Annotated in this window: 22 protein-coding genes and 1 riboswitch; of the genes, 7 read left to right on the top strand and 15 right to left on the bottom strand. The window is 63.3% G+C overall.

Translation table 11 applies throughout. The features are described 5' to 3' along the window. Window positions 1–15 precede the first annotated feature (15 nt). Window positions 16–534 carry a hypothetical protein gene (locus CO676_RS07510; protein ID WP_014765233.1) on the top strand — a complete coding sequence of 173 codons (519 nt, stop codon included), beginning with the start codon at window positions 16–18 and terminating at the stop codon, window positions 532–534. On the opposite strand, the gene CO676_RS07505 is transcribed toward CO676_RS07510, so the two are convergent. Then, window positions 535–1,119 (bottom strand): cysteine hydrolase family protein, encoded by a 585-nt coding sequence (locus tag CO676_RS07505; protein ID WP_097520120.1) that lies wholly within the window; start codon window positions 1,117–1,119, stop codon window positions 535–537. Window positions 1,120–1,233: 114 nt separating this feature from the next. Between CO676_RS07505 and CO676_RS07500 the strand changes: the two genes are divergently transcribed. Beyond that, the gene (locus CO676_RS07500; RefSeq protein WP_245424278.1) at window positions 1,234–1,677 is read left to right on the top strand and encodes an Lrp/AsnC family transcriptional regulator; all 444 of its coding nucleotides are present in this window, start codon (window positions 1,234–1,236) and stop codon (window positions 1,675–1,677) included. A gap of 17 nt (window positions 1,678–1,694) precedes the next feature. On the opposite strand, the gene CO676_RS07495 is transcribed toward CO676_RS07500, so the two are convergent. The 3 genes from CO676_RS07495 to CO676_RS07485 are packed head-to-tail and all read right to left on the bottom strand — an operon-like array spanning window position 1,695 to window position 8,175. Then, the gene (locus tag CO676_RS07495; protein WP_179875427.1) at window positions 1,695–3,230 is read right to left on the bottom strand and encodes a trimethylamine methyltransferase family protein; all 1,536 of its coding nucleotides are present in this window, start codon (window positions 3,228–3,230) and stop codon (window positions 1,695–1,697) included. Between the two features lie 53 nt (window positions 3,231–3,283). After that, window positions 3,284–5,731, bottom strand: a complete 2,448-nt coding sequence (locus CO676_RS07490; RefSeq protein ID WP_097520117.1) for an FAD-dependent oxidoreductase — start codon at window positions 5,729–5,731, stop codon at window positions 3,284–3,286. After that, a complete protein-coding gene (locus CO676_RS07485) occupies window positions 5,728–8,175 on the bottom strand; it encodes an FAD-dependent oxidoreductase (protein WP_097520116.1) in 2,448 nt (815 codons plus the stop codon). Before CO676_RS07485 ends, CO676_RS07490 begins: the two co-directional genes overlap by 4 nt. Before the next feature lie 127 nt (window positions 8,176–8,302). Here CO676_RS07485 and CO676_RS07480 point away from each other — a divergent pair, with 127 nt between their 5' ends. Then, entirely contained in the window at window positions 8,303–9,163 is an 861-nt protein-coding gene (locus CO676_RS07480; protein WP_014765239.1) for a LysR family transcriptional regulator, read from the top strand. Between the two features lie 6 nt (window positions 9,164–9,169). On the opposite strand, the gene CO676_RS07475 is transcribed toward CO676_RS07480, so the two are convergent. The 3 genes from CO676_RS07475 to CO676_RS07465 form a co-directional block, all read right to left on the bottom strand. Next, window positions 9,170–10,861: an alpha/beta-hydrolase family protein gene (locus CO676_RS07475; RefSeq protein WP_097520347.1), complete on the bottom strand. Its 1,692-nt coding sequence runs from the start codon at window positions 10,859–10,861 to the stop codon at window positions 9,170–9,172. A 186-nt stretch (window positions 10,862–11,047) separates the two neighbouring features. Next, window positions 11,048–11,551: an isoprenylcysteine carboxylmethyltransferase family protein gene (locus tag CO676_RS07470; RefSeq protein WP_014765241.1), complete on the bottom strand. Its 504-nt coding sequence runs from the start codon at window positions 11,549–11,551 to the stop codon at window positions 11,048–11,050. Between the two features lie 77 nt (window positions 11,552–11,628). Next, window positions 11,629–12,087, bottom strand: a complete 459-nt coding sequence (locus tag CO676_RS07465) for an Lrp/AsnC family transcriptional regulator (protein WP_097520115.1) — start codon at window positions 12,085–12,087, stop codon at window positions 11,629–11,631. A 120-nt stretch (window positions 12,088–12,207) separates the two neighbouring features. Here CO676_RS07465 and CO676_RS07460 point away from each other — a divergent pair, with 120 nt between their 5' ends. Next, window positions 12,208–13,491 carry a cystathionine gamma-synthase family protein gene (locus CO676_RS07460; RefSeq protein ID WP_097520114.1) on the top strand — a complete coding sequence of 428 codons (1,284 nt, stop codon included), beginning with the start codon at window positions 12,208–12,210 and terminating at the stop codon, window positions 13,489–13,491. A 27-nt stretch (window positions 13,492–13,518) separates the two neighbouring features. Here CO676_RS07460 and CO676_RS07455 read toward each other — a convergent pair whose 3' ends face one another. Beyond that, window positions 13,519–13,869 carry a VOC family protein gene (locus tag CO676_RS07455; protein WP_097520113.1) on the bottom strand — a complete coding sequence of 117 codons (351 nt, stop codon included), beginning with the start codon at window positions 13,867–13,869 and terminating at the stop codon, window positions 13,519–13,521. A gap of 45 nt (window positions 13,870–13,914) precedes the next feature. Further along, window positions 13,915–14,391: an anthrone oxygenase family protein gene (locus CO676_RS07450; protein ID WP_097520345.1), complete on the bottom strand. Its 477-nt coding sequence runs from the start codon at window positions 14,389–14,391 to the stop codon at window positions 13,915–13,917. A 212-nt stretch (window positions 14,392–14,603) separates the two neighbouring features. Further along, window positions 14,604–14,876: riboswitch (cobalamin riboswitch) on the top strand. A 39-nt stretch (window positions 14,877–14,915) separates the two neighbouring features. Here CO676_RS07450 and CO676_RS07445 point away from each other — a divergent pair. After that, entirely contained in the window at window positions 14,916–15,092 is a 177-nt protein-coding gene (locus CO676_RS07445) for a CbtB-domain containing protein (RefSeq protein WP_014329031.1), read from the top strand. A 166-nt stretch (window positions 15,093–15,258) separates the two neighbouring features. Next, window positions 15,259–16,047 (top strand): CbtA family protein, encoded by a 789-nt coding sequence (locus CO676_RS07440; protein ID WP_097520112.1) that lies wholly within the window; start codon window positions 15,259–15,261, stop codon window positions 16,045–16,047. 71 nt (window positions 16,048–16,118) lie between these two features. On the opposite strand, the gene CO676_RS07435 is transcribed toward CO676_RS07440, so the two are convergent. Together CO676_RS07435 and CO676_RS07430 are read right to left on the bottom strand one after the other, a co-directional pair. Further along, entirely contained in the window at window positions 16,119–16,952 is an 834-nt protein-coding gene (locus CO676_RS07435) for a ferric iron reductase (protein ID WP_245424277.1), read from the bottom strand. Window positions 16,953–16,963: 11 nt separating this feature from the next. Further along, a complete protein-coding gene (locus tag CO676_RS07430; RefSeq protein ID WP_097520110.1) occupies window positions 16,964–18,295 on the bottom strand; it encodes a glucoamylase family protein in 1,332 nt (443 codons plus the stop codon). Window positions 18,296–18,555: 260 nt separating this feature from the next. On the opposite strand from CO676_RS07430, the gene CO676_RS07425 reads away from it, so the two are divergent. Continuing rightward, window positions 18,556–19,350, top strand: a complete 795-nt coding sequence (locus CO676_RS07425) for a DUF1194 domain-containing protein (RefSeq protein ID WP_041414533.1) — start codon at window positions 18,556–18,558, stop codon at window positions 19,348–19,350. A gap of 109 nt (window positions 19,351–19,459) precedes the next feature. On the opposite strand, the gene CO676_RS07420 is transcribed toward CO676_RS07425, so the two are convergent. The 4 genes from CO676_RS07420 to CO676_RS07405 all read right to left on the bottom strand — a co-directional run bounded on the left by CO676_RS07420 (window position 19,460) and on the right by CO676_RS07405 (window position 23,120). Continuing rightward, on the bottom strand, window positions 19,460–19,693 hold the full coding sequence (locus tag CO676_RS07420; RefSeq protein WP_014765250.1) for a hypothetical protein: 234 nt from the start codon (window positions 19,691–19,693) through the stop codon (window positions 19,460–19,462). A gap of 182 nt (window positions 19,694–19,875) precedes the next feature. Then, complete coding sequence (locus CO676_RS07415; RefSeq protein WP_179875434.1) at window positions 19,876–21,087, bottom strand: YcaO-like family protein; 1,212 nt, start codon at window positions 21,085–21,087, stop codon at window positions 19,876–19,878. Continuing rightward, window positions 21,087–21,302, bottom strand: a complete 216-nt coding sequence (locus CO676_RS07410) for a hypothetical protein (RefSeq protein ID WP_097520109.1) — start codon at window positions 21,300–21,302, stop codon at window positions 21,087–21,089. Before CO676_RS07410 ends, CO676_RS07415 begins: the two co-directional genes overlap by 1 nt. A gap of 21 nt (window positions 21,303–21,323) precedes the next feature. Continuing rightward, complete coding sequence (locus CO676_RS07405) at window positions 21,324–23,120, bottom strand: adenylate cyclase (RefSeq protein WP_179875426.1); 1,797 nt, start codon at window positions 23,118–23,120, stop codon at window positions 21,324–21,326. Window positions 23,121–23,126: the final 6 nt, after the last annotated feature.

The raw sequence follows: 23,126 nt of genomic DNA, 5'->3' as shown, positions 1-23,126 counted from the left end.
TGTAGGAGGATCTTTATGCTGTGGGTGATTGCGCTACTGCTTGGCTTAACGATCGTATATCTCGCGGCCCGCTATGGTCGCTTTCGCAGCTGGGTGGAGCCGGCCCTTTCCATTGCGGTCGCCGTGGGCCTCGCCGCCGCCTTTCTGATCTGGCTGAGCGAAAGCACCCCCGAGCCGCCTGAACCCGCACCCTCCCCGATGCCGGCCGGGCTCGCCGCTTCCGACATCGAGCTCGAGAACCTGACCTTCGAACGCAACCAGTCGGAACGCAGCTATCGCCTCCGTGGAACCGCCAGAAACACTTCCGCACTCACGCTCGAATATATCCGGCTGACCGTCACGCTTGAGGATTGCCCGGAAGCCGGTTGCAAGCCGATCGGCGACGACACGGCGCTCGTGCTCGTACGCATCCCGGGTGGTGAGACACGTCCCTTCGAGACATTTCTCACTTTCCCGTTCCGTCCGGACGAAGCGCCGAGGGCGCCCAAATGGAGCTACCGGATCGTGGAGGCGAAGGGCGCAACGGCCCGATGATTACGCCGCCTTCGCCCTGCCGAGCGCTGTCAGCAATTCCTCTGTGGTCACCACCTCGGCAAAATCGGCTCTGAGCGTCGCTACATGCGCGCGGTGGATGTCCCGCGCTCCGCTCACGCTGCCCGCGCCATCCGCCAAATCGAAGCAATCGCAGGCATCCTCCACAAGGAGGGCGCGATAGCCCAGATTGGCGGCGACCCGCACCGACGTCGAGACACACATATCTGTCGAGATGCCGAACATCACAACAGTGTCGGTTGCGAGGCGGCGGAGCCTGAGGTCGAGATCCGTGCCTATGAAGGCGGCGTTCACGCTCTTGGTGACGAGAGGCTCCTGTCCCACGGGACCAAAGCCGGGACGAAAGGCGTTGCCCGGATGCCCCTGTTGCAATGTCGAGCCCTCCTTGACGCTATCGTGCCGCACATGAATGATCGGCCGCCTCGCCTCGCGCCAGGCGTCGAGCAGTGCCAGACCATTTTCATCGACGCGTTCGTTCCAGCGGGGCGGCCACGGCGGAGCATCAAAGGCGCGCTGCATGTCGATCGGGATCAGGACGGTATTTTCGGGCAGTTTCAAGCTGTTCATGACGTGGGCTCCTTCGTTGTGCGAAGAACCTAACTTCCCTATCGTCCGGTTTCATTGAGCATGATGCCGTGCTGGCCGGACATTCGTCCGGCGCACGCGGCCGAGGACGACGAATTGACCGAACTCGACGAGAAAGACCGCCTGCTGCTTGCGGCGTTGCGCAGGGACTCGCGCCAGAGCCTGGTGGCGCTTGCCCGCCATGCCGGGCTGTCGCGCAGCGCGACGCATGAACGGCTGCGGCGGCTCGAAACCAAGGGCACGATCGCCGGCTATACGATCCGGCTGGGGGCCGAGGAGAAGACCCCGGTCGTGCGCGCCCTCGTCGCCGTCGCCTTCCAACCAGGCAAGAATTGCGACCATGTCGTGCCGCACCTTTCCGGCATCCCGAACGTCGTCAGTTGCTGGTCGGTCGCCGGGGCGACGGACTTGATGCTGCTCGTCGAATGCGACTCGAACGGCGATCTCGACACGATCCGGCGGCAGATCGCCACCATTCCGGGTGTCGCTACCGTCCACACACAGGTGACGCTTAGAACGCACTTCGACCGGCGCGGCTGACCAGGCAGCTCTGTCGGTCAGCAATAGATCTTGAACCTTTCCCGGATAGCCCGGTCGATTTCCGGCGCAATGACCGACGACGCGGCCTCGGCGAGAATGCGGTTCTTCCTCTCGATCGCGCGCGCCACCAAATCCGGTCGGCCGATCTCCACCCATTCCTTCGGGCTCGTGCGGTCGGCTACCGCCGGATAGATGTACTCGGTCTGCATCAGCCCAAGCGTCTGCGGGTGACCCAGATAGTGGCCCGGACCGTCGAGGCAGACGGAGCGCATGGTTTCGAGCGAGACCGAATCCTCGGTCACGTCGATGCCGCGGATGCAGCGCTGTACCTGGCCGAGCAGGTCGTCGCCGAGCACCAGCGATTCCAGGCAGAAGCCGAGGAGCGAGGCGTGCATGCCGACCGCCTCATAGACCATGTTGAGACCCGAGAGCCCTGCCATGACGTTGGAGATCGCCTGTTCCCAACCCGCCTGCATGTCGGGAAGCTTCGCATCGGCGATGCCGGCAGCCGCACCGCCTGGCAGGCGGTAGAACTGGTGCATCTGCGCGCAACCGGCCGTCAGCAGCGCCTGCTCGCCGGAACCGCCGGACATCGCCCCGGTCCTCAGATCCGAAACGAAGGGCCAGGTGCCGAAGATGGCCGGATGGCCGCGCGACATAGCGTTGACATAGACCACCCCCGCCAGGCATTCGGCCACCGCCTGCACAATCGCCGTTGCAAGCGGCGCCGGCGCGGTCGCCCCCGCCTGCCCGGCCGATAGCAGCAGGATCGGCATGCCGCCGCGGATGCACTTCTCCATGGTGATGCAGCTCTCTTCCGCAAACTTCATCGGCGGTACGACGAAGCAGTTGGAATTCGAGACGAAGGGCCGCGCCCGCCACTTGTCCTCGCCGCCGGCGATCATGTGGATGAGGTCGAAGCAACCCTCCACATGCGACGGATCCGAAAAGCTGGTGCCGACATGCTTCGTCGTACCGGCACAGCAGGCATAAAGCGTATTGATGTCCATCAGGAAATTGTCGGGAACGTCCCGGCAGACCATGGCGCGCTGGAAGAAATGGACGTTGTCGAGATGGTGGACGAGTTGTGCGGCGTTCAAGAGGTCCTTCGCAGTCGACTCGCGATACTCGCGCTTCTCGACGTCGACCACATGCACAGCGGCGCCGGCCGTGCCGTAATAGACGCGGGTGCCCTCGAGTTCGAGATCCTGTTTCGAATCGCGGGCATAAAGGATGATGTCGCGCGCGGCGATCGCCAGCATGTCTTCTACCAGCGCCCGCGGGAACCGGATGCGCCCGTCGTCGCCGAGGATGGCGCCGGCGCCGGTCATGATCTCGACGCCGGACTTCGGCGCATTGGCAAGGCCGATCTGCTCCAACGCATCGAGCGCCGCCTCGTGGATGCGCCTGACACCGGCATCGGTCAGCGGCCTGTACTGCCCGCCGGACAGGCCCGGTCGGACCGGCCGGATGTTTTCGGCAAGCGGCGCGGAACGAAGCGCCACGCGCGCCGCTCGTCCCCCGGATCGTCTCGAAACCGCAACCTCAGCCATCATTCCATCTCCCAATGGCACTTTCGTTTTTCGCGTCGTTCATCCGAACACGCTTACGCGCGCACCCGCTCCGCCTTCGGGTCGTACATCGGCTTCAGCGAAGCCTCGGCCTTGACCCGCGTTCCGGCGATTTCGATTTCGTAGCTCGATGCCAACACATCCGCGGCTCTGTCGCCGCTACAGGGCACGTAACCGAGTCCGATTGCACCGCCGAGATGGTGGCCGTAATTGCCCGAGGTGATCGTACCGACGATCTCGCCGTCGCGGATGATCGCCTCGTTGTGGAAGAGCAGCGGCTCTGGATCGGCGAGCCGGAACTGCACCAGCCGGCGCGACAGGCCCTTGTCTTGTTTCGCAAGCACCGCCTCACGACCGATGAAGTCGCCCTTGTCGATCTTCACCGCAAAGCCGAGCCCGGCTTCGAGAACATGATCCTCGTCAGTGATGTCGTGACCGAAGTGGCGGAACGCCTTCTCGACGCGGCAACTGTCGAGCGTGTGAAGACCGCAGAGCTTGAGCCCGACATCACCTCCCGCCGCCTCCAGCGTTTCGAAGACGTGGGCCGCCTGGTCGGTCGAAACATAAAGCTCCCAGCCAAGCTCGCCGACATAGGTGACGCGATGGGCGCGGGCGAGCCCCATGCCGATTTCGATCTCGCGGGCCGTGCCGAAGGGATGCGCCTCATTGGAGAAATCGTTCGGGCTCACCCTTTGCATCAGTTCGCGCGCCTTTGGCCCCATGGCGCAGAGCACGCTCTCGGCGGCGGTCACGTCGGTGATCACCACGAACTCGTCGCGCAGATGCTTGCGCAACCAGGCAAGATCGCGTTGCAGGGTGGCACCCGGAACGACGAGCAGGAAGGCGGTTTCCGAAAGCCGAGTGACGGTCAAGTCGCTTTCGATGCCACCGCGGGCGTTGAGCATCTGCGTATAGACGATGCGGCCCGGTTCGACATTCATGCAGTTGGCGCAGAGACGCTGCAGGAAGGAAAGCGCGTCGCGACCCTCCACGTGGACCTTGCCGAAGGACGTCATGTCGAAAAGGCCGACACCGTTTCGCACGGCCAAATGCTCGGACTTCTGGTTCTCGAACCAGTTCTGCCGCTTCCAGGAATAGCGGTATTCGCGCTCCTGCCCGTCATTGGCAAACCAGTTGGCGCGCTCCCATCCGGCCACCTCGCCGAAAACCGCGCCGCGCGCCTTCAGATGCTCGTGCAGCGGCGAGCGGCGAACGCCACGCGCCGTCGCCATCTGGCGATAGGGGAAATGGTCCGCGTAGAGCAGCCCGAGCGTCTCGGAGACGCGTTCCTTGAGGTAGGCGCGGTTCTTCTGGAACGGCTGGGCGCGGCGGATATCGACCTCCCAGAGATCGAAGGGCGGTTCGCCGTCGTTCATCCATTGCGCCAGCGCCATCCCCGCGCCGCCGGACGACACGATGCCGATCGAGTTGTAGCCGGCCGCGATCCAATAGCCTTTGAGCTCGGGCGCCTCGCCGAGATAGTAGCGGTCGTCAGGCGTAAAACTTTCCGGCCCGTTGAAGAAGGTATGGATGCCCGCCGTCTCCAGCATCGGCATGCGGTTGACCGCCATTTCGAGGATCGGCGCGAAATGGTCGAAGTCCTCCGGCAGCTGATCGAAGCAGAAATCCTCGCGGATGCCCTCCATCCCCCAAGGCTTTGCCTTGAGCTCGAAGGCGCCGATCAGCATCTTGCCGGCATCTTCCTTGTAATAGGTACACTCGTCCGGCACGCGCAGCACCGGCAGGCGGCTGAGGCCCGGGATCGCCTCGGTGACGATATAGAAATGCTCGCAGGCATGGAGCGGCACAGTGACGCCGGACTGACGCGCAAGCTCCCTGCCCCACATCCCGGCGCAGTTGACGGCATTCTCCGTCTCGATCGTGAAGCTCTCGCCATTTTGCTCGCAGGTGACGCCAGTGACGCGGCCGTCCTTCTTCACGATCGACGTGACCTTCACGCCTTCGATGATCGTCGCGCCGTTCTGGCGGGCTCCCTTGGCCAGGGCCATGGCGATATTGGCGGGATCGCACTGTCCATCGAGCGGCAGGTGGACCGCCGCCTTGACGTCGGAAGTGTTGAGATGCGGATACATCGCCTTGACCTCGTCCGGCGTGATCTCGCGCACGTCGACGCTGAAGGCGCGGGCAAGCGAGGCCTGGCGATAGATCTCCTCCTTGCGCTCCTCGGTGAGGGCAACGGTGATCGAGCCGTTCTGCCGCATCCCGGTGGCAATGCCGGTCTCAGCCTCGAGCCTGACATAAAGATCGGCGGAATATTTCGCGAGCCGCGTCATGTTCTGAGAGGCGCGAAGCTGGCCGATCAGACCGGCCGCATGCCAGGTCGTGCCTGAGGTCAATTGCTTGCGCTCGAGCAGCACCACGTCGGTCCAGCCGAGCTTCGACAGGTGATAGGCGACCGAGCAGCCGGAAACACCGCCGCCGATGATGACCACGCGCGCCTTTGCGGGAATGGGCTTCGTCATGCTTTCAGTCTTTCGTTCGAGGGATCCCAGAGCGGCTGGTCGGGCTCAACCGTCGCCTTGAAGCGGTCGCCGAAAATCTCGACTTCGATTTCCAGGCCGGGCACGGCGAGATCGGCGCGCAGCATGCCGAGCGCAATCGACTTTCCGACGCGATAGCCCCAGTTTCCGGACGTTGTCTCACCGACGACCTGGCCACCAAACCAGAGCGTCGACATGTAAGGCGCGTCGCAGTCGCCGGCCTCGACGGTCAGCGTGACGAAGCGCTTGATGACGCCCTGCTGCTTCTCGCGCTCCAGCGCCGCCTTGCCCTTGAAGCTCGGCTTCGCCCAATCGACGAAGCGTTCGAGCCCGCCCTGAAGCACCGTATAGTCGGTCGAAAGATCGCCCTTCCAGGCCCGATATCCCTTCTCGATGCGCAGGCTGTCTAGCGCTTCCATGCCGAAGGGCTTGAGGCCGTGTCTCTGGCCGGCGTCCGACACCACATCGAAGATTGCCGCTGTATCGTCCGCCTTCGTATGGATCTCCCATCCGAGTTCGCCGGCGAAAGAAACCCGCACGAGCTGGCAATAGCGCCCGGCGATTTGCGCTGTCTGATGCGTCAGCCAGCCCTTCGAGAGGTCGGCGTCGGAAACTCCAGCGAGGATGTCGCGCGATGTCGGTCCGGTGAGGATCTGGCAGGAGAAATTCGTTGTCACGTCGTCGAGCGTGAAGGCGGCATCGGCTGGTCGGTGCTTCTGAAGCCACTCGAAATCATGCCATTGCGCCGTTGCCGCGGTGATCAGGAAGAAGAAATCCTCCTCGATCGCCATCACCGACATTTCCGTGACGATACGGCCCTTGTCGTCGGCGAAATAGGCAAGCCCGATGCGCCCCGGCTTCGGCGCACGCCCGGTGATGAGACCGGAGAGCCATTCGCGCGCGCCCTCCCCCTTCACGCGGAAGCGCGAGAAGCCCGGCAGGTCGAGGATGCCAGCGGCATCGCGTACCGCCAGACACTCCTCCTCGATGCGCTTAGCCCAGGGGCCTTCCCGTCCCCAGGTCTGGGTCGCCTCTTCGGATGTATCGTCGCCAGGCTTCGCATACCACATGGCGCGCTCCCAGCCGTTATAGGGCTTGAACTGCGCACCAAGGGCGGCAATGCGGCCGTGGATCGGCGAAAGCTTCTTGTTGCGCCCCGCCGGCCAGTAATGCTTCGGAAAATGCATCGCATATTCGTGGCCGTAGATCTCCATGCCCTTGGCGATGCAATAGTCCTGGTCGGTATAGTCGGTGTAGCGGCGCGGATCGCAGGACCACATGTCCCATTCCGTCTGGCCCTCGGTCACCCATTCTGCCAGCACCTTGCCGGCCCCGCCTGCCTGGCAGATGCCGAAGGTGAAGACGCAGGCCTCGAAGGCGTTCGGCACGCCGGGCATCGGCCCGATCAACGGGTTGCCGTCCGGCGCATAGGGAATCGGCCCGTTGATGACGCGCGAAAGGCCCGCCGTACCGAGGATCGGCACCCGCTCGACCGCATCGTTCAGATACCAGTCCAGCCTTTCGAGATCGTCGGGGAAGAGCTGGAAGGAAAAGTCCTCCGGCATCGGGTCGTCCGGCGTCGTCCAATGCGCCCGGCAATTACGCTCGTAGGGCCCGAGATTCATGCCGTATTTCTCCTGCCGGAGATAATAGGAGGAATCGACGTCGCGTAAGAGCGGCAGCTTATGGCCCACCTCCTTCGACCAGGCGGCAAGCTCGGGAATCTCGTCGAAAAGAATATACTGATGGCTCATCACCATCATCGGCACGGCGCGGCCGAACATCTTGCCGACTTCGCGGGCATAGTAGCCGGCGGCATTCACCACATACTCGCAGCGGATTTCGCCCTGCGGCGTTGTAATGACCCACTCGTCGTTCTCGCGCCGGGCGCCCGTTACCGGACAGAAGCGGATGATCTTCGCCCCCATGTCGCGCGCGCCCTTGGCAAGCCCCTGGGTAAGCTGCGCCGGATCGATGTCGCCGTCATAGGGGTCGTAGAGCGCGCCCATCAGCTCATGCGTTTTGAGGAAGGGATAGCGGCTGCGTATCTCGTCCGGCGTCAGAATGTCGAGGTCCATGCCCTGATAGCGGCCCATGCCGACGACGCGCTTGAACTCCCGCAGGCGCTCCTTGGAATGACCGAGCCGGATCGACCCCGTCACATGGTAGTTCATCGGATAGTCGACCAAGACGCCAAGCTCGCGATAGAGCGATGCCGAATAGCGCTGCATGTTCATGATGGACCAGGACGAGGAGAAGGTCGGCACGTTGCCGGCCGCATGCCAAGTCGAACCGGCGGTGAGCTCGTTCTTCTCGAGAAGCACGCAATCCGTCCAGCCTGCCTTGGCAAGGTGGTAGAGCGAGGAAGCGCCGATCGCTCCCCCACCGATGATCACGACGCGCGCGTGAGACGGCAAATTCGACATGGATACTACCCTCTTTTGCCGCGATCTTTGACGAGGAGCCTAAAGCCATCAAGCACACAAAGGAGGCTTTATTGATCGAAGAATTCGATTACGTTCCACCTTGCGGCATGGAGGAGCATCGCAAAAAATGCAGGTAGATCTGATCGAGACCTTTCTGGACCTGATGGAGACGCGGAGTTTCAACCGCACCGCCGAGCGGCTGAACATCACGCAGTCGACGGTCTCCCATCGCATCAAGGCGCTAGAGGCACAGTTCAGCCGCAAGCTCTTCACCCGCAATAAGGGCGGTACGGTCCCCACCGCCTCGGGCCTGCGCTTCCTCGATTACGCAAAAGCGCTGCAAAACCAGTGGCATGAGGCGACACGGGCGGTGGCGAGCGCCGGCGCGCTGGAGCGGTCGATGCGGCTCGGCATCCAGCACGACCTCGCGGAGTCCTATGCCGGACAATGGGTGGCGGCCATCCGGCGCGAATTGCCTGCGACAGAAATCTACATGGAAGCTGATTATTCCAACCAGATGAATCGGGATCTCGCCGCCGGTGAACTCGACCTCGCGATTCTCTACACGCCGCACTACCTGCCCGACCTTCACTATGAAAGGATCGGCGAACTGCATTACGTGCTGGTCAGCACCGAGGCCCGCGACATCGCCGGCGTGAAGCCTGGGAGCTATATCCGCTCCAGCTACTCGCCCGCCTTCGACCGCGCCCATCGGCTGGCGCTGCCGCACCTCTCGGCCGCCTCGCTTGCCGCCGGGCAGAACATGGCGATCACCGGCCTGCTGCGCGCCCTTGGTGGCGCGGCCTATGTGACGAGCGCCACCGCCGAGCGGCTCTCCAATGAGGGCATCGCGGTCATGGTCGCCGATGCGCCGATCATCCCGCAGACCATCTATGCTGCGACGAGCCTTCGCACCCGCCATGCCCACCAGCATCGCAAGATCATTGCCGCCATGGACGGCCTGCTCGCCAATCTGGCGGCGCCGTAATGCAGATCAGAACCTGCCCTTGAACTCGCTCTTCAGCCGGGCGACATCATCGGCCGTAACGCCTTGCGGATCGGTGACCGCCATCCAGGAGTCGATATAGTGTTGCGGCGCATAGACATGGCCGTAGCCGATCGGCGAGGTCGTCGCCAGGGCCATGTCGGCGAGAAGCTGCAGCCCGGTCACGACCGGAAACCAGTTCAATGCCGGAGAAACATCAGGCCCACGCGGCGCCTGCATCCAGTCCGGCTCGCGGTAGAAGGCGCGCGGATCGAAGAAGGTCACCGGATCGCTGGCATATTGCAGATAGACGATCCGCATCGCGCCCCAATGCGCACCGGGAATGTCGAGTGCATTCTTCTGATTGGTGAAGCGGATGACGGAACTGTCCCGGTAGCGCGGCAGCCAGGCGGGCGAACCGGCGACGCGGTCCGCCGTCACCGAACGCCAGAGGCCACTCTGAAAGGGTGGTCCGCTCCAGAGCGCACCCTGGAACGGATCGCTGATGATGTCGAAGAGATCGACCGACCCTTGCGAATTCATCGCCCCTAGGCTCAAGCCATGCAGATAGAGCTTCGGGCGCCGGTCCTTCGGCAGCGTCGTCCAATAGCCGTAAACCTCGTCGAAGAGCGCGTTGGCCGCATCGGCGCCGTAGCCCGGTTCGACGAGAAGCGACAGCCAGCTCGTCAGGTAGGAATACTGCACGGCGACGCTCGCAACGTCGCCGTGCAGCAGGTATTCGAGCGGATCGAGCGCCGCCGGATCGATCCAGCCGGTGCCGGTCGGCACGACGACGATCAACGACTTGCGCTCGAAGCCCCCAGCGCGTTTCAATTCCTCGAGCGCCAGCTTCGCCCTTTCCCGTGCCGTCTCGGCAGAGTTGAGGCCGACATAGACGCGCACCGGGTCGGGCGCCGCGCCTGCGAAGAAAGCGCCGATTTCGGCCCCCGTCGGCCCCGAGGCAATGAACTGCCGCCCCTGCCGCCCAAGCTCGTCCCAGCGCACCAGCGACGCATCGCTACCGGTCTTGGCGGGATCGACAGGGGGTGCGACATCGGGATCGATCAGTGCATCGAGTTGCTGGAAAGAACTGTCGGCCGCACGAAGCGCGAACTTGAAGATCACGCCATTCGCCACGGACCAGAAGAGGGCGAGGGCGACGAGCCCGCCAAGGGCATTGGCGATGGGTCGGGTCAGGAAATATTGCAGCCATCGAGAAAGAACGCGGAAGGTCAAGCGGAACAGCCGCGCCAGAAAGACCAGGGCGACGAACACGAGGGCGGCTATGAGGCCGAGCTTCCCGGGCTCGGCGCTCTCGATCGGCGCCAGGCCCATGATGTTGCGGACGGTATTCTGCCATCCCGCCGCCTGCCAGAGAAATACCGCAGCCGCAGCGATGCAGACGATAGCGGCGGCGATCTTCAGCGTGCGCGCCCGCCTGGATGTCGGCTCGGGCAATTCGAAAAAGGACCAGAGCCAACGCAGGAACGCGCCGATCGCGTAGCCGGCGGCGAGCGAAGCGCCGGAAATCACCGCCTGGATCAGATTGGGACGAGGGATGAGGCTCGGGGTCAGCGAGACTGCGAAGAAGATGACGCCGACAAGCAGGCCGCTCGTCGAAAAGGATTGCAGGAGGATTGTTGGATAGGGCCGCAACGGCCGCGTTGGCCTCGACAGGTCCGTCTGTTGAAGGTGTTCCAAAGCGGGCCTCCACTCTGCGGGCGTTGTCACCTTGTCGCCCGAGGCGAGCGACACATTGGCGGCAATGTCGCCTTCCGCTCCGGCACAGTCAACCGGCGCAACCCGAAGGCGCGCGACGACTGTACAGCTGTGTCCATCCATGCAGCGTTCGCAACGGCAAGCGCTAAATTGAGCATTGCTTGCATCTTAGCCTTTCCGCCACGGCGTCAGCCTTGGCAGCCAGCGCGGCACGCTATGCTGATAGGCTGCATACTCCGCTCTGAAGGCGTCGTGCAGTGTCGGCTCCTCGTAGGCGATGACGAAGAGATGGCATACCGCCCAGAACGCCGCTCCGTAGGCAATGAGCCGCCAGTCGCCAAACAGCAGTCCCTGCCCCATGATGATCGCCAGCACCGAAAGGTACATCGGATTGCGCACGTAACGGTAGAACCCCCTGACAACCAGGGTTTGCGTCGGTGCAATCGGCGCCGGCGTGCCGAAGCCTTCCACAGCGAACCGCCTGATCGAATCGACCAGCCCTGGAAGCCCCGCGACGACCAGGATGACGCCGACCGCCTGCGTCACCCATGTGCCGAGGAAGGGATCGCGGAACTGCCAGCCGGTGATCCACCATGGGACGAGTCCCGCGACCCCACAGGGGACGACGACGAAGAAAACCGCTGAACCGAGAATTGCGACGGGCTTTCGCATGATCAAGCAGTATCCGATTGACGGGTTGTAAACCCAAATCCGTGCCGATTGTATCGGCGACGCCTAGATTACTAAATTTAGATCCTCCGCTCCTTGATGGTGTTCATCACGAAGCTTGTCTCGATCGAGGCGACACATTTGAGCCGGGCGATCTTCTCCTTGATGAAACGCTCGTAATGCTCGAGGCCGGCGCTCATCACCTTCAGCACATAGTCGCGCGACCGCGTGACGAGGTGGCATTCGAGTACTTCATCCGATCCCCTGATCGCCTCCTCGAACATGACGATCTCGTCCTCGTGCTGGCGGCTGAGGCGGACGGTGGCGATCGCCGTCATCGTCCAACCCTCGATAACCGGGTCGACGAGCGCCGTATAGCCGCGGATGACGCCGGTCTCCTCGAGGCGCCGCAGTCGCCTGAGGCAGGGCGAAGGAGAAAGGCCGACGCGCTCGGCTAGTTCGTTGTTGGTGATCCGCGCGTCGGTAATCAGTTCCCGCAGGATGCGGCGATCCATCTCGTCGGCAATTTTCTGCGTCATATCGCTTAATCCCCGGCAAAAAATTGCGCCCATCAAAACGAAGTGATCGCAAATAGCAAGGATCGGCCCAAGCGTTTGATATAATTTAGCCGATAATCGAGTCCGCTTGGGAGATAAGCCATGACCGCGCCGCATCCGTCGAAGACCCATATCGGCAACCACAAACTGCATCCCGAAACGCTGATGCTGAATTATGGTTACGATCCCGAGCTTTCGGAAGGCGCCGTCAAGCCGCCGGTGTTCCTGACCTCCACCTTCGTCTTCCATTCCGCCGAGGAGGGCCGTGACTTCTTCGATTTCGTCTCGGGACGGCGCGAACCGCCGGCGGGCGTCGGTGCCGGACTCGTCTATTCCCGCTTCAACCACCCGAACAGCGAAATCGTCGAAGATCGGCTTGCCGTGTACGAGCGGGCCGAGGCCGGCGCGCTGTTTTCCTCCGGCATGTCGGCAATCGCCACCACGCTGCTTGCCTTCGTGCGGCCGGGCGATGCGATCCTGCATTCGCAGCCGCTCTACGGCGGCACCGAGACGCTGCTCGCCAAGACCTTCCTCAGTCTCGGCATTCATGCCGTCGGCTTTGCCGATGGCACCGACGAAGCGGCGGTCAGCGCTGCCGCCGAGGAGGCGATGAGCAGGGGACGGATCGCCGCGGTGCTCATCGAGACGCCGGCCAACCCCACCAACAGCCTTGTCGATGTCGCAATGATCCGCCGCATCGCCGAAAAAATCAGCGAAAGACAGGGGCAGAGGCCGATCGTCGCCTGCGACAACACCCTGCTCGGCCCGGTCTTCCAGCAGCCGATCGAACACGGCGCCGATCTGTCGCTCTATTCGCTCACCAAATATGTCGGCGGGCACTCCGACCTTATCGCCGGCGCCGTCCTTGGCTCCAAGGCGCTCATCAAACAGGTGAAGGCGCTTCGCGGCTCGATCGGCACGCAGCTCGACCCGCATTCCTGCTGGATGCTCGGTCGGTCGCTCGAAACGCTGTCGGTCCGGATGGAGAAGGCGAACGACAACGCCCGGATCGTCGCCGAGTTCCTGCGCGACCACCCGAAGGTCGAAGGGATCCACTATCTGCCCTTCCACGACGAAGCCTCGCCGGTCGGCCGCGTCTTTGCCGCGCAGTGCACCGGCGCCGGCTCGACCTTCTCCTTCGACATCGCCGGCGGCCAGGAGGCAGCCTTCCGTTTCTTGAACGCCCTGCAGATCTTCAAGCTCGCCGTCAGCCTCGGCGGCACGGAATCGCTCGCCAGCCACCCGGCTGCCATGACTCACTCGGGCGTGCCGATCGAGGTGCGGCGCCGGATCGGCGTGCTCGAATCCACCATCCGCCTGTCGATCGGCATCGAGCATCCGGACGATCTCGTCGCCGACGTCGCCAACGCACTGACGACCGTCTGATCGGTTGCGCCGGGGTTCGTGCCCCGCTCAATGCGACAGGATGTTGACTATGTTGCCGAACGGATCGCGCAGGAAGAAGCGCCGCACGCCCCAGGGCTCGTCGGTGATATCGTAGACGATCTCTGCACCGGCAGCCTTCGCACGCCCATAGACTTCGTCCACGTCATCCACCTCGATCGAGAGCGCCGGCACCGGCGTTCCCGATCCGCCTTCGGTGGCGAAGCTCACCTGCGGCATGGATGAACTGCCCTTGGCTGCGAAGGTGACGAGCCAGCCGTGATCCATAACGATCTCGAGGTCGAGCAGGTCCGCATAAAAGCGGTGCGCCGATGTGGGATCGGACACCTGAAGATTGGGCACGATGCGTCGGACAGTCATGTTTTCCTCCCGAATCTCATGCGGTCCAGTGTTTGACGCTGCGCTTCAGCTTCGGGCGTAGCCGAGCACAAGGAGCGCCAGCGCCCCGATCGAGGCGATTGTGCGGACGTGGTTCCACCAGACCCAATCCGTTAGATAACGCTGCTGCCAGATTTCGACCGCAGCCTCACCGCGGGCCGCTGCGAGTGCGTCGTTCAAGGGGACGTTGAAGACGATCGTCACCATCAGCGTGCCGACGATATAGGCAAGCCCCCCCGCTGCCAGCAGATAGCTCCCCTCCCCGCCCCAGACAAAGGCGGCAACGATGAGCGCGAGGCCAATAAGTGCCGTTCCCATGAAGGCCGTAAGAAACAGCGGATTCTGGATGACCACGTTGATGGCGTTCATCGCAGCGATACCCTCTTCGGGCGGCAGCCGCGAAAGCGCCTGCATGACGCAGACGGAAAAGACGAAGAAGAGCCCAGCCATCAGGCCAGAGCCGACGACGGCAGCGAAGGCCAGTGCGGGAACAAAGGCAATCATCACGCGACACTCCAGACATTGGTTGCGGTTGGTTTCGCGGCCATAGCCGACGATCACCCCGGCTTGAACCTGAGCAAGTCAAGGAAGGAATAACCGACTGACGCATCACAGTCATCAGGGGTTGTCCCGTACCACGTGCCTGCACCGCAAGCTCGCAAAACCCTCTCGTACTTTCCGCTGTGGCTCGATTGACATCGTCGGCGTCCCCACCTAATCATCGATGATCGGTTGGTTCCCGGAATGCGAACGCGTTTCGGGAGTAAACGGGAACGTGACGGGTGGACCCAAGCTGGGCATCTCAATCACGGCCGACCCCGCGACTGTAGAGCAGCGTGAATTTGCTATTCCGGAGCGATCCGGAAGAAGCCACTGGGTAAAACCGCGAGAGGGCGGTTCGAACTGGGAAGGTGAGGCAAATCCCTGGTGCCTAATCTGGGCATCTGACGCTGCGAGCCAGGAAACCTGCCAAGCGATGCGGGCATAGTGCCCAAGGGGAATATCCCATTGCCATCACGGAGGTTGTCATGGCTACGTCTACTGTTTCGAGCATTCCGCTTTCCCTCAGCGACCGACTGACCGCGGGTATCATTGCCCTCATGATCGGTGGCTTCCTGGTCTTCGGTGCCGGCCTGGCGAATTCGGCCGTGCTGCATGACACGGCCCACGACACGCGTCATTCCTACGGCTTCCCCTGCCACTAAGCGAAGCTATGGAACGCTGGCCGCGTTCCAGATCGAACGAAGCAACAACCGACACGCCGGTGCTCGGAGCGTCGTGCCGCTGGCACGCGCCGGCAAGCGCCGGTTTGCGTCCATGGAGCGGGGCCGGCTGCCGCAGGGCGACCGCGCCCGCCGAGGAAAAACGACAATGATCGTCAAGACACTTCTGGCCGCGATTGTGGCCGGGCTGGTAGCCGGCGTCTTCATGACCGGCGCCCAGGAATTGCGCGTCACGCCGCTCATCCTGCATGCGGAAGAATTCGAAGGCGAAGTGCCAGCCGCCCCCGGACAGCCAGCCGGTGAGCAGCCGGCGGCCACGGATCATCAGCAGCATTCGTTGCTGAACGGCGCCCCGTCGTTGGGCGACATGCTTGCCGCGCTTTCCCCGGTCACGCCCGCCTATGCCCATGAGGGCGAAGAACACGAGGAAGGCGGCATCATGTTCGGCATGAGCCGCTTTTCCGGCACGCTTGCCGCCAATCTGGTCACCGGTGCAGGCTTCTCGCTGCTGCTTGCCGGCATCAGCCTGGTGGTCGGCTATCCGATCACGCTTGCCAACGGCGCGCTCTGGGGCGCCTTCGGCTGGCTGGCGGTGCACCTGCTGCCCGCAGTCGGCTTGCCACCGGAACTGCCGGGCTTTCCGGCCGCCGAGCTTGGCGACCGTCAGGCATGGTGGGTGGCGACGATACTGCTCTCCGCCGCCGGCCTTTACCTGTTGGCACTCCGGCACGGAATCGTCGCCAAGCTGGGGGGTCTCGTCCTTGTCGCTGCTCCCCACCTCTATGGCGCGCCGCAGCCGCTCGACATCTCCAGCAACGTGCCGGCCGTGCTCGGCGCCGAGTTCGCCGTCGCCGCGCTTGCGACGACGCTCGCCTTCTGGCTCGTGCTTGGCATCGTCTCCGGTTTCATCAACGACCGGTTTCTCCGGGTGAACTAGCCCACATGCGTCCGTTCGCCGCTTGTCTCTTCTCCCCGCATGCGGGGAGAAGGCCAGGGGTGTGGCTCACGTCACACTTCGTTGGCGAGCAAATGGGCCCGTAGCCGATCTCGTCGAAGTTCAGGCTCCAGCAGCACACAGGTGTCGCAGTAGCTGCCGCCATCGGCACGATAGAAGAGGCAGCAGCCGCCGCGTATCCGGTAGGTCCTGGAGCGCACCTCTCCCCCACCACCGCAAGCAACCTCGATCCTTTCGTAATGAAGCTGCCGCGACGCGAGCGGCGAGTGAGCGTGGTTGACGATCGCCAGCGCCTGCTCGATCGCCTTGTCTTCCTCTTGCCGCCGCCGCCCGATCTCCAGGAAAGCACCGGCGAGACTGTCTGCGGCTAGCCGCCATTGCGCGCGGGCCGACAGGCCGCAGCGGCGTTTCAGAAACGCGATCACCGGCTTGATGTGCGCAACGAAGCCATCATGGAGGCGCTGGTCCAACGCCTCCCGCTCCATCTCACTCTCGCTCTGCGGAAGCTCGACGAGGAAATGAAAGCGGCCTGCCGTGAGCGTCCGCCCGTTGAGAGGTCGCGAAAAGGTTTCGAACCGCAGCGCCGCGACGATCGGAACGAGGCCGCTGGCGAGATGGATCGCTCCCGCCGCAAGGCTCAGCTGGTGACTGTAAAAGGCGATCAGGTGCGCCGCCCTGACCTTGTCGTCCATGCCAGACGCAAAGCGATCCTGATAGGTAAGGCAGGTCTCGAGGTTCTCCGCCTCTGACCAAAAACCGCCTGGGGATTGGAAGTTTGCATCGGAGTTCGCAATTGAACAGGCGACTTCCGGAATAGCGGCCGCCAGCCATTCGATCGCTGCCACTGCCGCCCCGCGTGCTGCGCTTCCCCGCTGCCTTTGCCCCATTCTCTCATCCATCAGACCACGCCCGGCGCCAGCCATCCGCCTTCGAAGCCGGCCCTTCTCAGTCCCCGGCTGAAGGCCGGGATGCTGCGTGTGAGTTCCCAGATGAGGCCGCTTCTCCAGTTCTCGATCATCATGACTGCCAACCCCTGGTCAAGTCCGACGATCCTGTCATCGACCCAGCCCTCGCGCGCCCCTCCCGGCAGGCTCGGATTGAAGCCGCCCGGAAGGCGGCCGTCGGAAAGCAACGCCGGATAGTGCGCAAGCATATGGGAAAGCCCCTCCAGGCAGTCGTCCGGCGCGAAAGGCAGGCCGGCAAGCGGCGCCCATGGAACCAGCGTCCCGTCATCGGCGCCAAATGGGGCGCCGCGCGCCGCATAGCCTAGAAGCTTCTGCCGCCGGCCGTCGCGCAGTTGCAGCCAGCCCTTCGGCGCATGGCAGGCACTGAAGCCCCAGAGGTCGCGGCAGTAGCCGGAAAAACCGTGAGGATTTTCTTCCGCATGGGCGCGCTGGAGCGCAATCGCCCGGCATGTATTCGCAAAATAGTCGCTTCCAGCCTCCCGCATCCCCTTATCGCGTATACCGCGGAAGTCGATCCATGCATGGGGAAAGAGGTGGATGAACAGCGCACCCGCATGCAGGTGCGGCGCCCCGTCGATCGTCAGCCACTCGTGCGCCGTCGAGTAGGCGCCGTAGGTCTCCGGGGCAATGGGCCGAGTGGACGAGCCGAGTGCCAGCACGTAGAGAAGCAGCGCCTCGCTATAGCCGTGCCAACGGTGCTTCAGGAAGCGCCCGGGCGGCCTCCAGCCCATTGTCACCGTATCGCCGCGGTTGAGCGCCCAGGCCCAATCCGCCCGCCCATTGAGCCGCGCGGCAAGGCTTCGGATCTCCGCCTCACTCGGATCGGCCCCGGAGAAATAGGCGGCAGCCGTCAGGACGCCAGCCAGGAGAAGCGCCGTGTCGATGGTAGAAAGCTCGCTGCTCCAGCTGCGCTCTCCCGTCCGCATGTCCAGAAAATGATAATAGAAGCCGCGATATCCGGTGGCGTGCCTGTCGCTCGCCTGCCGGCTGCCGTCTAGAAAACGCAACGTCGTGAGCACACGGCGGGCCGCATCTCGCCGCCGCATCCAGCCGCGCTCGACGGCAACCGGATAGCAAGACAGCCCGAACCCGGTTGCCGCTATGCTCGACGGCGATCCCTGCCGCGAGGTGTCGGCGACGAGTCCTGTCCGCGCATCGGAATAATCCAGAAAATAATCGAAGGCGGCGCGTTGCAGCCGGTCGATCAGGACGATGTCTCTATTCGGCGCGAAGTGAAGCATCACGAGGTTCTGTTTGACGACCATGGCCAGATTGGGTTCGAGCCAGCCAGTGGCCGCGCTGCGAATATGCTGAATTGAACCATCCTTATCCCATGGCGAGCCTGTTTTTAGCCTTTTCTCCCCTCTCAGGCGTCGCGATCAAATAATATTGCGATTGCACCTGTCCGCGACAGTCGCCGATTTTCAATCCTGTGATACATTTCTTTGTGGAGCCCGCGTTTTTTAAGAAGGGCTCGGAAGGGACAGAAGGTCCCGACCGTAGATCATGACGATTGGCGGGTGCGATGTTGAGCATGCTGGCATTGATCATGGCGCTCAGCGGCAGCCCGATACAGACGGCGGCCACGCCTCCAAATGTCGACGTGGAACTGGTTCTCGCCGTCGACATGTCCGGCTCGATGGACATGGAGGAAGCACGGGTGCAGCGTTCCGGCTACGTACAGGCGCTCCGGCACCCGGATTTCATCAACGCCGTCGAGGGTGGATATCTCGGCCGCATTGCCATCGGCTATTTCGAATGGGCCGGCATGGTCAACGAGGCTTCGGTGGTCACCTGGCAGGTGATCGAAGGTGCCGAGGATGCCGAAGCCTTCGCAGCCAAGATCGAGGCTCGGCCGATCGGGACGCGGCGCGGCACTTCGATTTCCAATGCGATTATTTTTGGCACGAGCCTGCTCGAGACGAATGCCTTTTCCGGCGCGCGCCGCGTCATAGACATTTCCGGCGACGGCCCCAACAATACCGGTCCCCCTGTCGCTCCAGCCCGCAACGACGCAGTGGCTCGCGGCATCATCATCAATGGGCTTTCGATCCTGATCCGCCCCTCGGTCTCGACTGGCCCGCTGGATCAGTACTATGCGGAATGTGTGATCGGTGGGCCTGGCTCCTTCGTTCTTCCGGTGCACGAGGCAGAGGATTTCGCAATCGCGATCCGGCAGAAGCTGATCCTCGAGGTGAGCGGGGTGACGCTTCCCCCCACGCTCAGCCTCGCCGCTGGAGAGACGGCAGCAGATTGCATGATCGGCGAAAAGCTTAGGCCGGGCTTTCTCGACCGGGTCTATCCGGAGCTCGACCGTTAGCCCGTCGGACGGCCAAGCCCCGCACGACTGCACGCTTCCTTAATGGATTTAAATCGAACTCGCGCGTCTGAAAAGACGCCCGGCGCCGTAGACTCCGTGGCCCCCCAGGTCACTGCAGCACGCGAAAGCCGCCCGTCAGATCGGCCCCTGCGCCAGCGAACTCGCGCCGATCGCGCAATTCGGTGGCGACAGCCTGAAGCGCCATGTCGATGCAATATTCCAGGGCTTGCGCGTCCAGGCCGCGGGCGCTGTCGCGGATATGGGTCAGCATTCTGGCGATGCTCGCAAGTTCCGTTTCATGATCGGCCGCTGCCGAGACAGAATAAGTCATTTGAACCCCCATTGCGTGTACTACCCTCGCGAGGGACTATAGACGAATTTCCCGTTCGCGCGCGTTGCACGAGCGTTGCACATCCATCAGTGGTGTTGCGCGATAGATTCGCCAGTCCGCGCACACGTAATCTACGCTCGTCGCCTGCCGTTTTCAGTTCCATTTGGCACAGTGACTTCGTGCGCGGCACCGCCTCACGACGAAATCGCCTTAGACAGCGCGCGGGGCCCGAAGCGACGCGCCCGCTCGCCGTCCGGGCTCTCGAGGTCCGGCACCAGCACCTTGACGACGGCGAAGGGCAGATCGTCGCGAGAGAGGGGAACGGCGATCACAGACCGTACACCCGCCTTCTTCACACAGGAGATGGCATGGCTCAGCAATGCCTCGACACGCGTGCCGGTCGGGGCGATCGGCGTCGTGACCGGTCGCGGCGTTGCGAGAAAGGCGCGCCGCGTCGAGTCCGGCAAGGGCCGGCTGTAGGTCTCGGCGTAGACGTCGTCGCGGGCGCCCCCGATATAGGTGAGCCGCGACTGCGCCACCTCAGTGACTGCCCGGATCGCGGCCCGAACGGCGGAAGGATGCGCCCCGCAACCGCTCGTCACCTCGACGAAGCGGAGGTTGCTGGCGGTTGTAGTGCCGCGCGGACCAAGAAGAGCAAGGAAGCACGGAATGGCCGTGTCGCTGGTGATGTCGAAAAGCAGCAATTCGAGTTCGGCCGCCCGAATGCGGCCGACGAGCGCGTCGAGTGCCGGGTCATCGAGGCTCTCGGGGGTGACGCATGCCCGGTGACGGGCTTCCTGACCGGACACGCGCCAGAGAACATGCGCGTCGCGTTCGACCCGTTCGAGCAGGCCGTGCAGCATCGCCTCTTCCAGGATGTTTCCGCATGCGAGTCCATCCGACGACATCCAGAAACGCGAGGCCCTCGTGCGGTCGAGAAGTACCGCTTCGAGGGGTACGAAGACGTCGTGGCCGGAGATCAGATCGACGCCGCCGGCCCATTCGATTTCCTCGTCCGGCCGGATATCATCCTGGCCGGCGCCGATCAGACCGTTCAGCGGATCGAAGGCCCGGGCGGCGGCGCGCAGGTTTTCTGCTGTGTCGATAAAGCTCTCGACCGTTGGCTCGCCGGCGACGGAGCGCTCAAGCGCCTCCATCACCGCCGATGTCCGGGCATCCGCGTCCGTCAATCCCTTGCCCTGCGCGACGACGATCGACCGCGAATTCGGCGTATACGCGCACCAGACCGGGATCCCGACCTTGTCGAGCCCTGTGTGCCGGGCGACGCGCGTCACGCCGAAAGCGGCGAGGTAAGGCCGAACGCGTTCGAATGTCTCCTCTGGGGTGCACACCCTGTCGGAATAGCTATCGCCCGAGTTCGTCCAATCCTCGATATCGAGGCAGATCAACTGTCCACGTGACCCGCAAAAACGTCATCGGCGGACGATACCGCAATTGCGAGATCGACGTTGTTGACGAAGGCGCTGCCCAGCTTTCGAAAGCCGTTCACGGTCGCCAGATCGCCCGTCACTGAGTCAAGCTGCCTGACGGTTCCGTTTCCAAGATCTACCATCCACAAACCCGGTTCCCCCGGAATCCCGATTACAACAACTTTGGCCATATTGTCCCCTCATGCCCACGATCAAAAACCGGCCTTTTTCAGCCCTTCACGATAAAGATCCTTCTGCCATTGTTCCTTGAACGGAATGACGGCGAGCCATTTATCCACATCGAAAGTCGGGTTCGCCTTCATCGCCCGCATCCTGTGCTGGCGGGCCTTCTGGCGGTCCCCGAGCATCGCCCAACTCGCGGCGACGATCCTGTCCGCCGGCGACTTGTCTTTCATGTCCTGGGCAAAGCCTATTGCCTGCTCGTATTTCCCGAGGAAGTAGCTGGCACCTGCTGCACTCCAAAGATAGGCGTCCGGTGTCAGCGGATTGAGGGAAATCGCGTTGCCAAGCTTTTCCAAGGCCTCGCCGGGACGGGAGGCATGAACGAGCGTATCGGCGTGGCTGTAGAGGACATCGGCATAATGCGGACTCAATTGTTCGGCGCGATCAAGTGCCGCCAGGCTTTCGTCGAGGTCGCCTTGATAGAGTTTGACGACCCCGACCTCGCGATGAGCCGTGGGAAGGCACTCGTTGCTCTCAATCGCGTCCTTGGCATGGCGCTCCGCTATGGTCAGGAGTTCATCGTCGGCCCGCGCGGTCAACAGCCACTCGGTCGCGAAAGTACGTGCCATGCCGCTCAGCGCCGGCGCAAAACCCTGCTTGTGCTTCAGTGCATCCCGGAAATCGTGACGCGCCCTGCGAACCTCCGGCAGGCCGAGGCCGGAGAGATGCCGGAGCCCGCCGAGATAGGCGTAATAAGCCTCGGGATGCGCCAGATAGTCGAGGTGCTCCGTCCGCCCCGTCTCCACCTGCTCGGTCACGGCGCGCGCCACGTGGTAGGCGATCTCCTGGCGCTGCTTGAGAAGGCCCTGAGGCGAGATCAGGAAACGATCGGCCCAGACGATCTGGTCGGAGGGCAGGAAAATCAGCTGGGTGAAGAGCCCCTGATCCGACATGCGGCAATCGAGCGCGTAGGTCACACCGTGTCTTTCGAGGATCGCCGCCTTGTCCGCCGCCCCACGGATGCGCTCGGCTGTATAAGGCGCGACGACCGTCATCGAGCGCAGTGCACAGAGCCCGATCGTGATGTCTTCGATCACTGCCACGCTGACGGCGTGGAGCATCGGGTCGCTGCCGAAGGCAGCCGGCGGAAGCAGTGCGACGCGCGGTAGCTGCACGGTTTCCGGCGCGCCCGTTTCCGCTTGCTCTGCGGCCGCAGCCGTCGTTCTGACACTCAGCAACGGGCTGTGCGTGACACGTTGCAGGATTTCTCGAACGGCGGAATCCCCCGGATCGAGCTCCAGCAGATGGGCGCAAGCCGAGCGCAGCGTCGACCGGTTGGTGGACCGCTGTTCGATAGCGATGAGCGCGCCGCGCAGCAGGTCCGTGAACCCCCGCCGCTTCTCCATGACCCAATCCGTGTAGCGCCCGGGCGGCAGGTCCGCCGATGCCAGAAACGCATCGCGCCAGAGCAACAGGGCGTTGCGGAATGTCTCCTCCGAACTGTTCACCGCCCCAAAAACAGCGACATCACAGGAGACTGCCCCCAGCGCCACCTCCGCCTCCGTCGCCACTAGAAGCGGGCCTTCGCGGGTGGCCAGGTGCTGCATGCGCCAAAGCGTAGAGCGCAGGTTCTTGAAGGCGACGCTCTTTTCCCTGTCCGGCCAGACCATGGTCGCGAGCTTCTCGCGCGTAGCGACCTTTTGCCCGGATGCCGAGAGATAGGCGAGGATCAACAGGCCGCGCTCCGGACAGGCGACTGCATCGCTGGCGGCATCAGTGAGCCGCAACTCCCCGAAGGTTTTTAGGTGATAGCCAGCCCCCGTCACGACCAT

Source organism: Sinorhizobium sp. BJ1 (assembly GCF_002531555.1).
Taxonomy (GTDB): domain Bacteria; phylum Pseudomonadota; class Alphaproteobacteria; order Rhizobiales; family Rhizobiaceae; genus Sinorhizobium; species Sinorhizobium fredii_B.
Note: the sequence above shows the minus strand (reverse complement) of the source record. Positions and strands in the feature narration are given on the sequence as shown.

Coding starts and splice junctions, on each gene's coding strand:
- CO676_RS07510 (WP_014765233.1), top strand. CDS start 16: ATGCTGTGGGTGATTGCGCTACTGCTTGGCTTAACGATCGTATATCTC.
- CO676_RS07505 (WP_097520120.1), bottom strand. CDS start 1,119: ATGAACAGCTTGAAACTGCCCGAAAATACCGTCCTGATCCCGATCGAC.
- CO676_RS07495 (WP_179875427.1), bottom strand. CDS start 3,230: ATGGCTGAGGTTGCGGTTTCGAGACGATCCGGGGGACGAGCGGCGCGC.
- CO676_RS07490 (WP_097520117.1), bottom strand. CDS start 5,731: ATGACGAAGCCCATTCCCGCAAAGGCGCGCGTGGTCATCATCGGCGGC.
- CO676_RS07485 (WP_097520116.1), bottom strand. CDS start 8,175: ATGTCGAATTTGCCGTCTCACGCGCGCGTCGTGATCATCGGTGGGGGA.
- CO676_RS07480 (WP_014765239.1), top strand. CDS start 8,303: ATGCAGGTAGATCTGATCGAGACCTTTCTGGACCTGATGGAGACGCGG.
- CO676_RS07470 (WP_014765241.1), bottom strand. CDS start 11,551: ATGCGAAAGCCCGTCGCAATTCTCGGTTCAGCGGTTTTCTTCGTCGTC.
- CO676_RS07465 (WP_097520115.1), bottom strand. CDS start 12,087: ATGACGCAGAAAATTGCCGACGAGATGGATCGCCGCATCCTGCGGGAA.
- CO676_RS07460 (WP_097520114.1), top strand. CDS start 12,208: ATGACCGCGCCGCATCCGTCGAAGACCCATATCGGCAACCACAAACTG.
- CO676_RS07455 (WP_097520113.1), bottom strand. CDS start 13,869: ATGACTGTCCGACGCATCGTGCCCAATCTTCAGGTGTCCGATCCCACA.
- CO676_RS07450 (WP_097520345.1), bottom strand. CDS start 14,391: ATGATTGCCTTTGTTCCCGCACTGGCCTTCGCTGCCGTCGTCGGCTCT.
- CO676_RS07445 (WP_014329031.1), top strand. CDS start 14,916: ATGGCTACGTCTACTGTTTCGAGCATTCCGCTTTCCCTCAGCGACCGA.
- CO676_RS07440 (WP_097520112.1), top strand. CDS start 15,259: ATGATCGTCAAGACACTTCTGGCCGCGATTGTGGCCGGGCTGGTAGCC.
- CO676_RS07435 (WP_245424277.1), bottom strand. CDS start 16,952: ATGGGGCAAAGGCAGCGGGGAAGCGCAGCACGCGGGGCGGCAGTGGCA.
- CO676_RS07430 (WP_097520110.1), bottom strand. CDS start 18,295: ATGGTCGTCAAACAGAACCTCGTGATGCTTCACTTCGCGCCGAATAGA.
- CO676_RS07425 (WP_041414533.1), top strand. CDS start 18,556: ATGTTGAGCATGCTGGCATTGATCATGGCGCTCAGCGGCAGCCCGATA.
- CO676_RS07420 (WP_014765250.1), bottom strand. CDS start 19,693: ATGGGGGTTCAAATGACTTATTCTGTCTCGGCAGCGGCCGATCATGAA.
- CO676_RS07410 (WP_097520109.1), bottom strand. CDS start 21,302: ATGGCCAAAGTTGTTGTAATCGGGATTCCGGGGGAACCGGGTTTGTGG.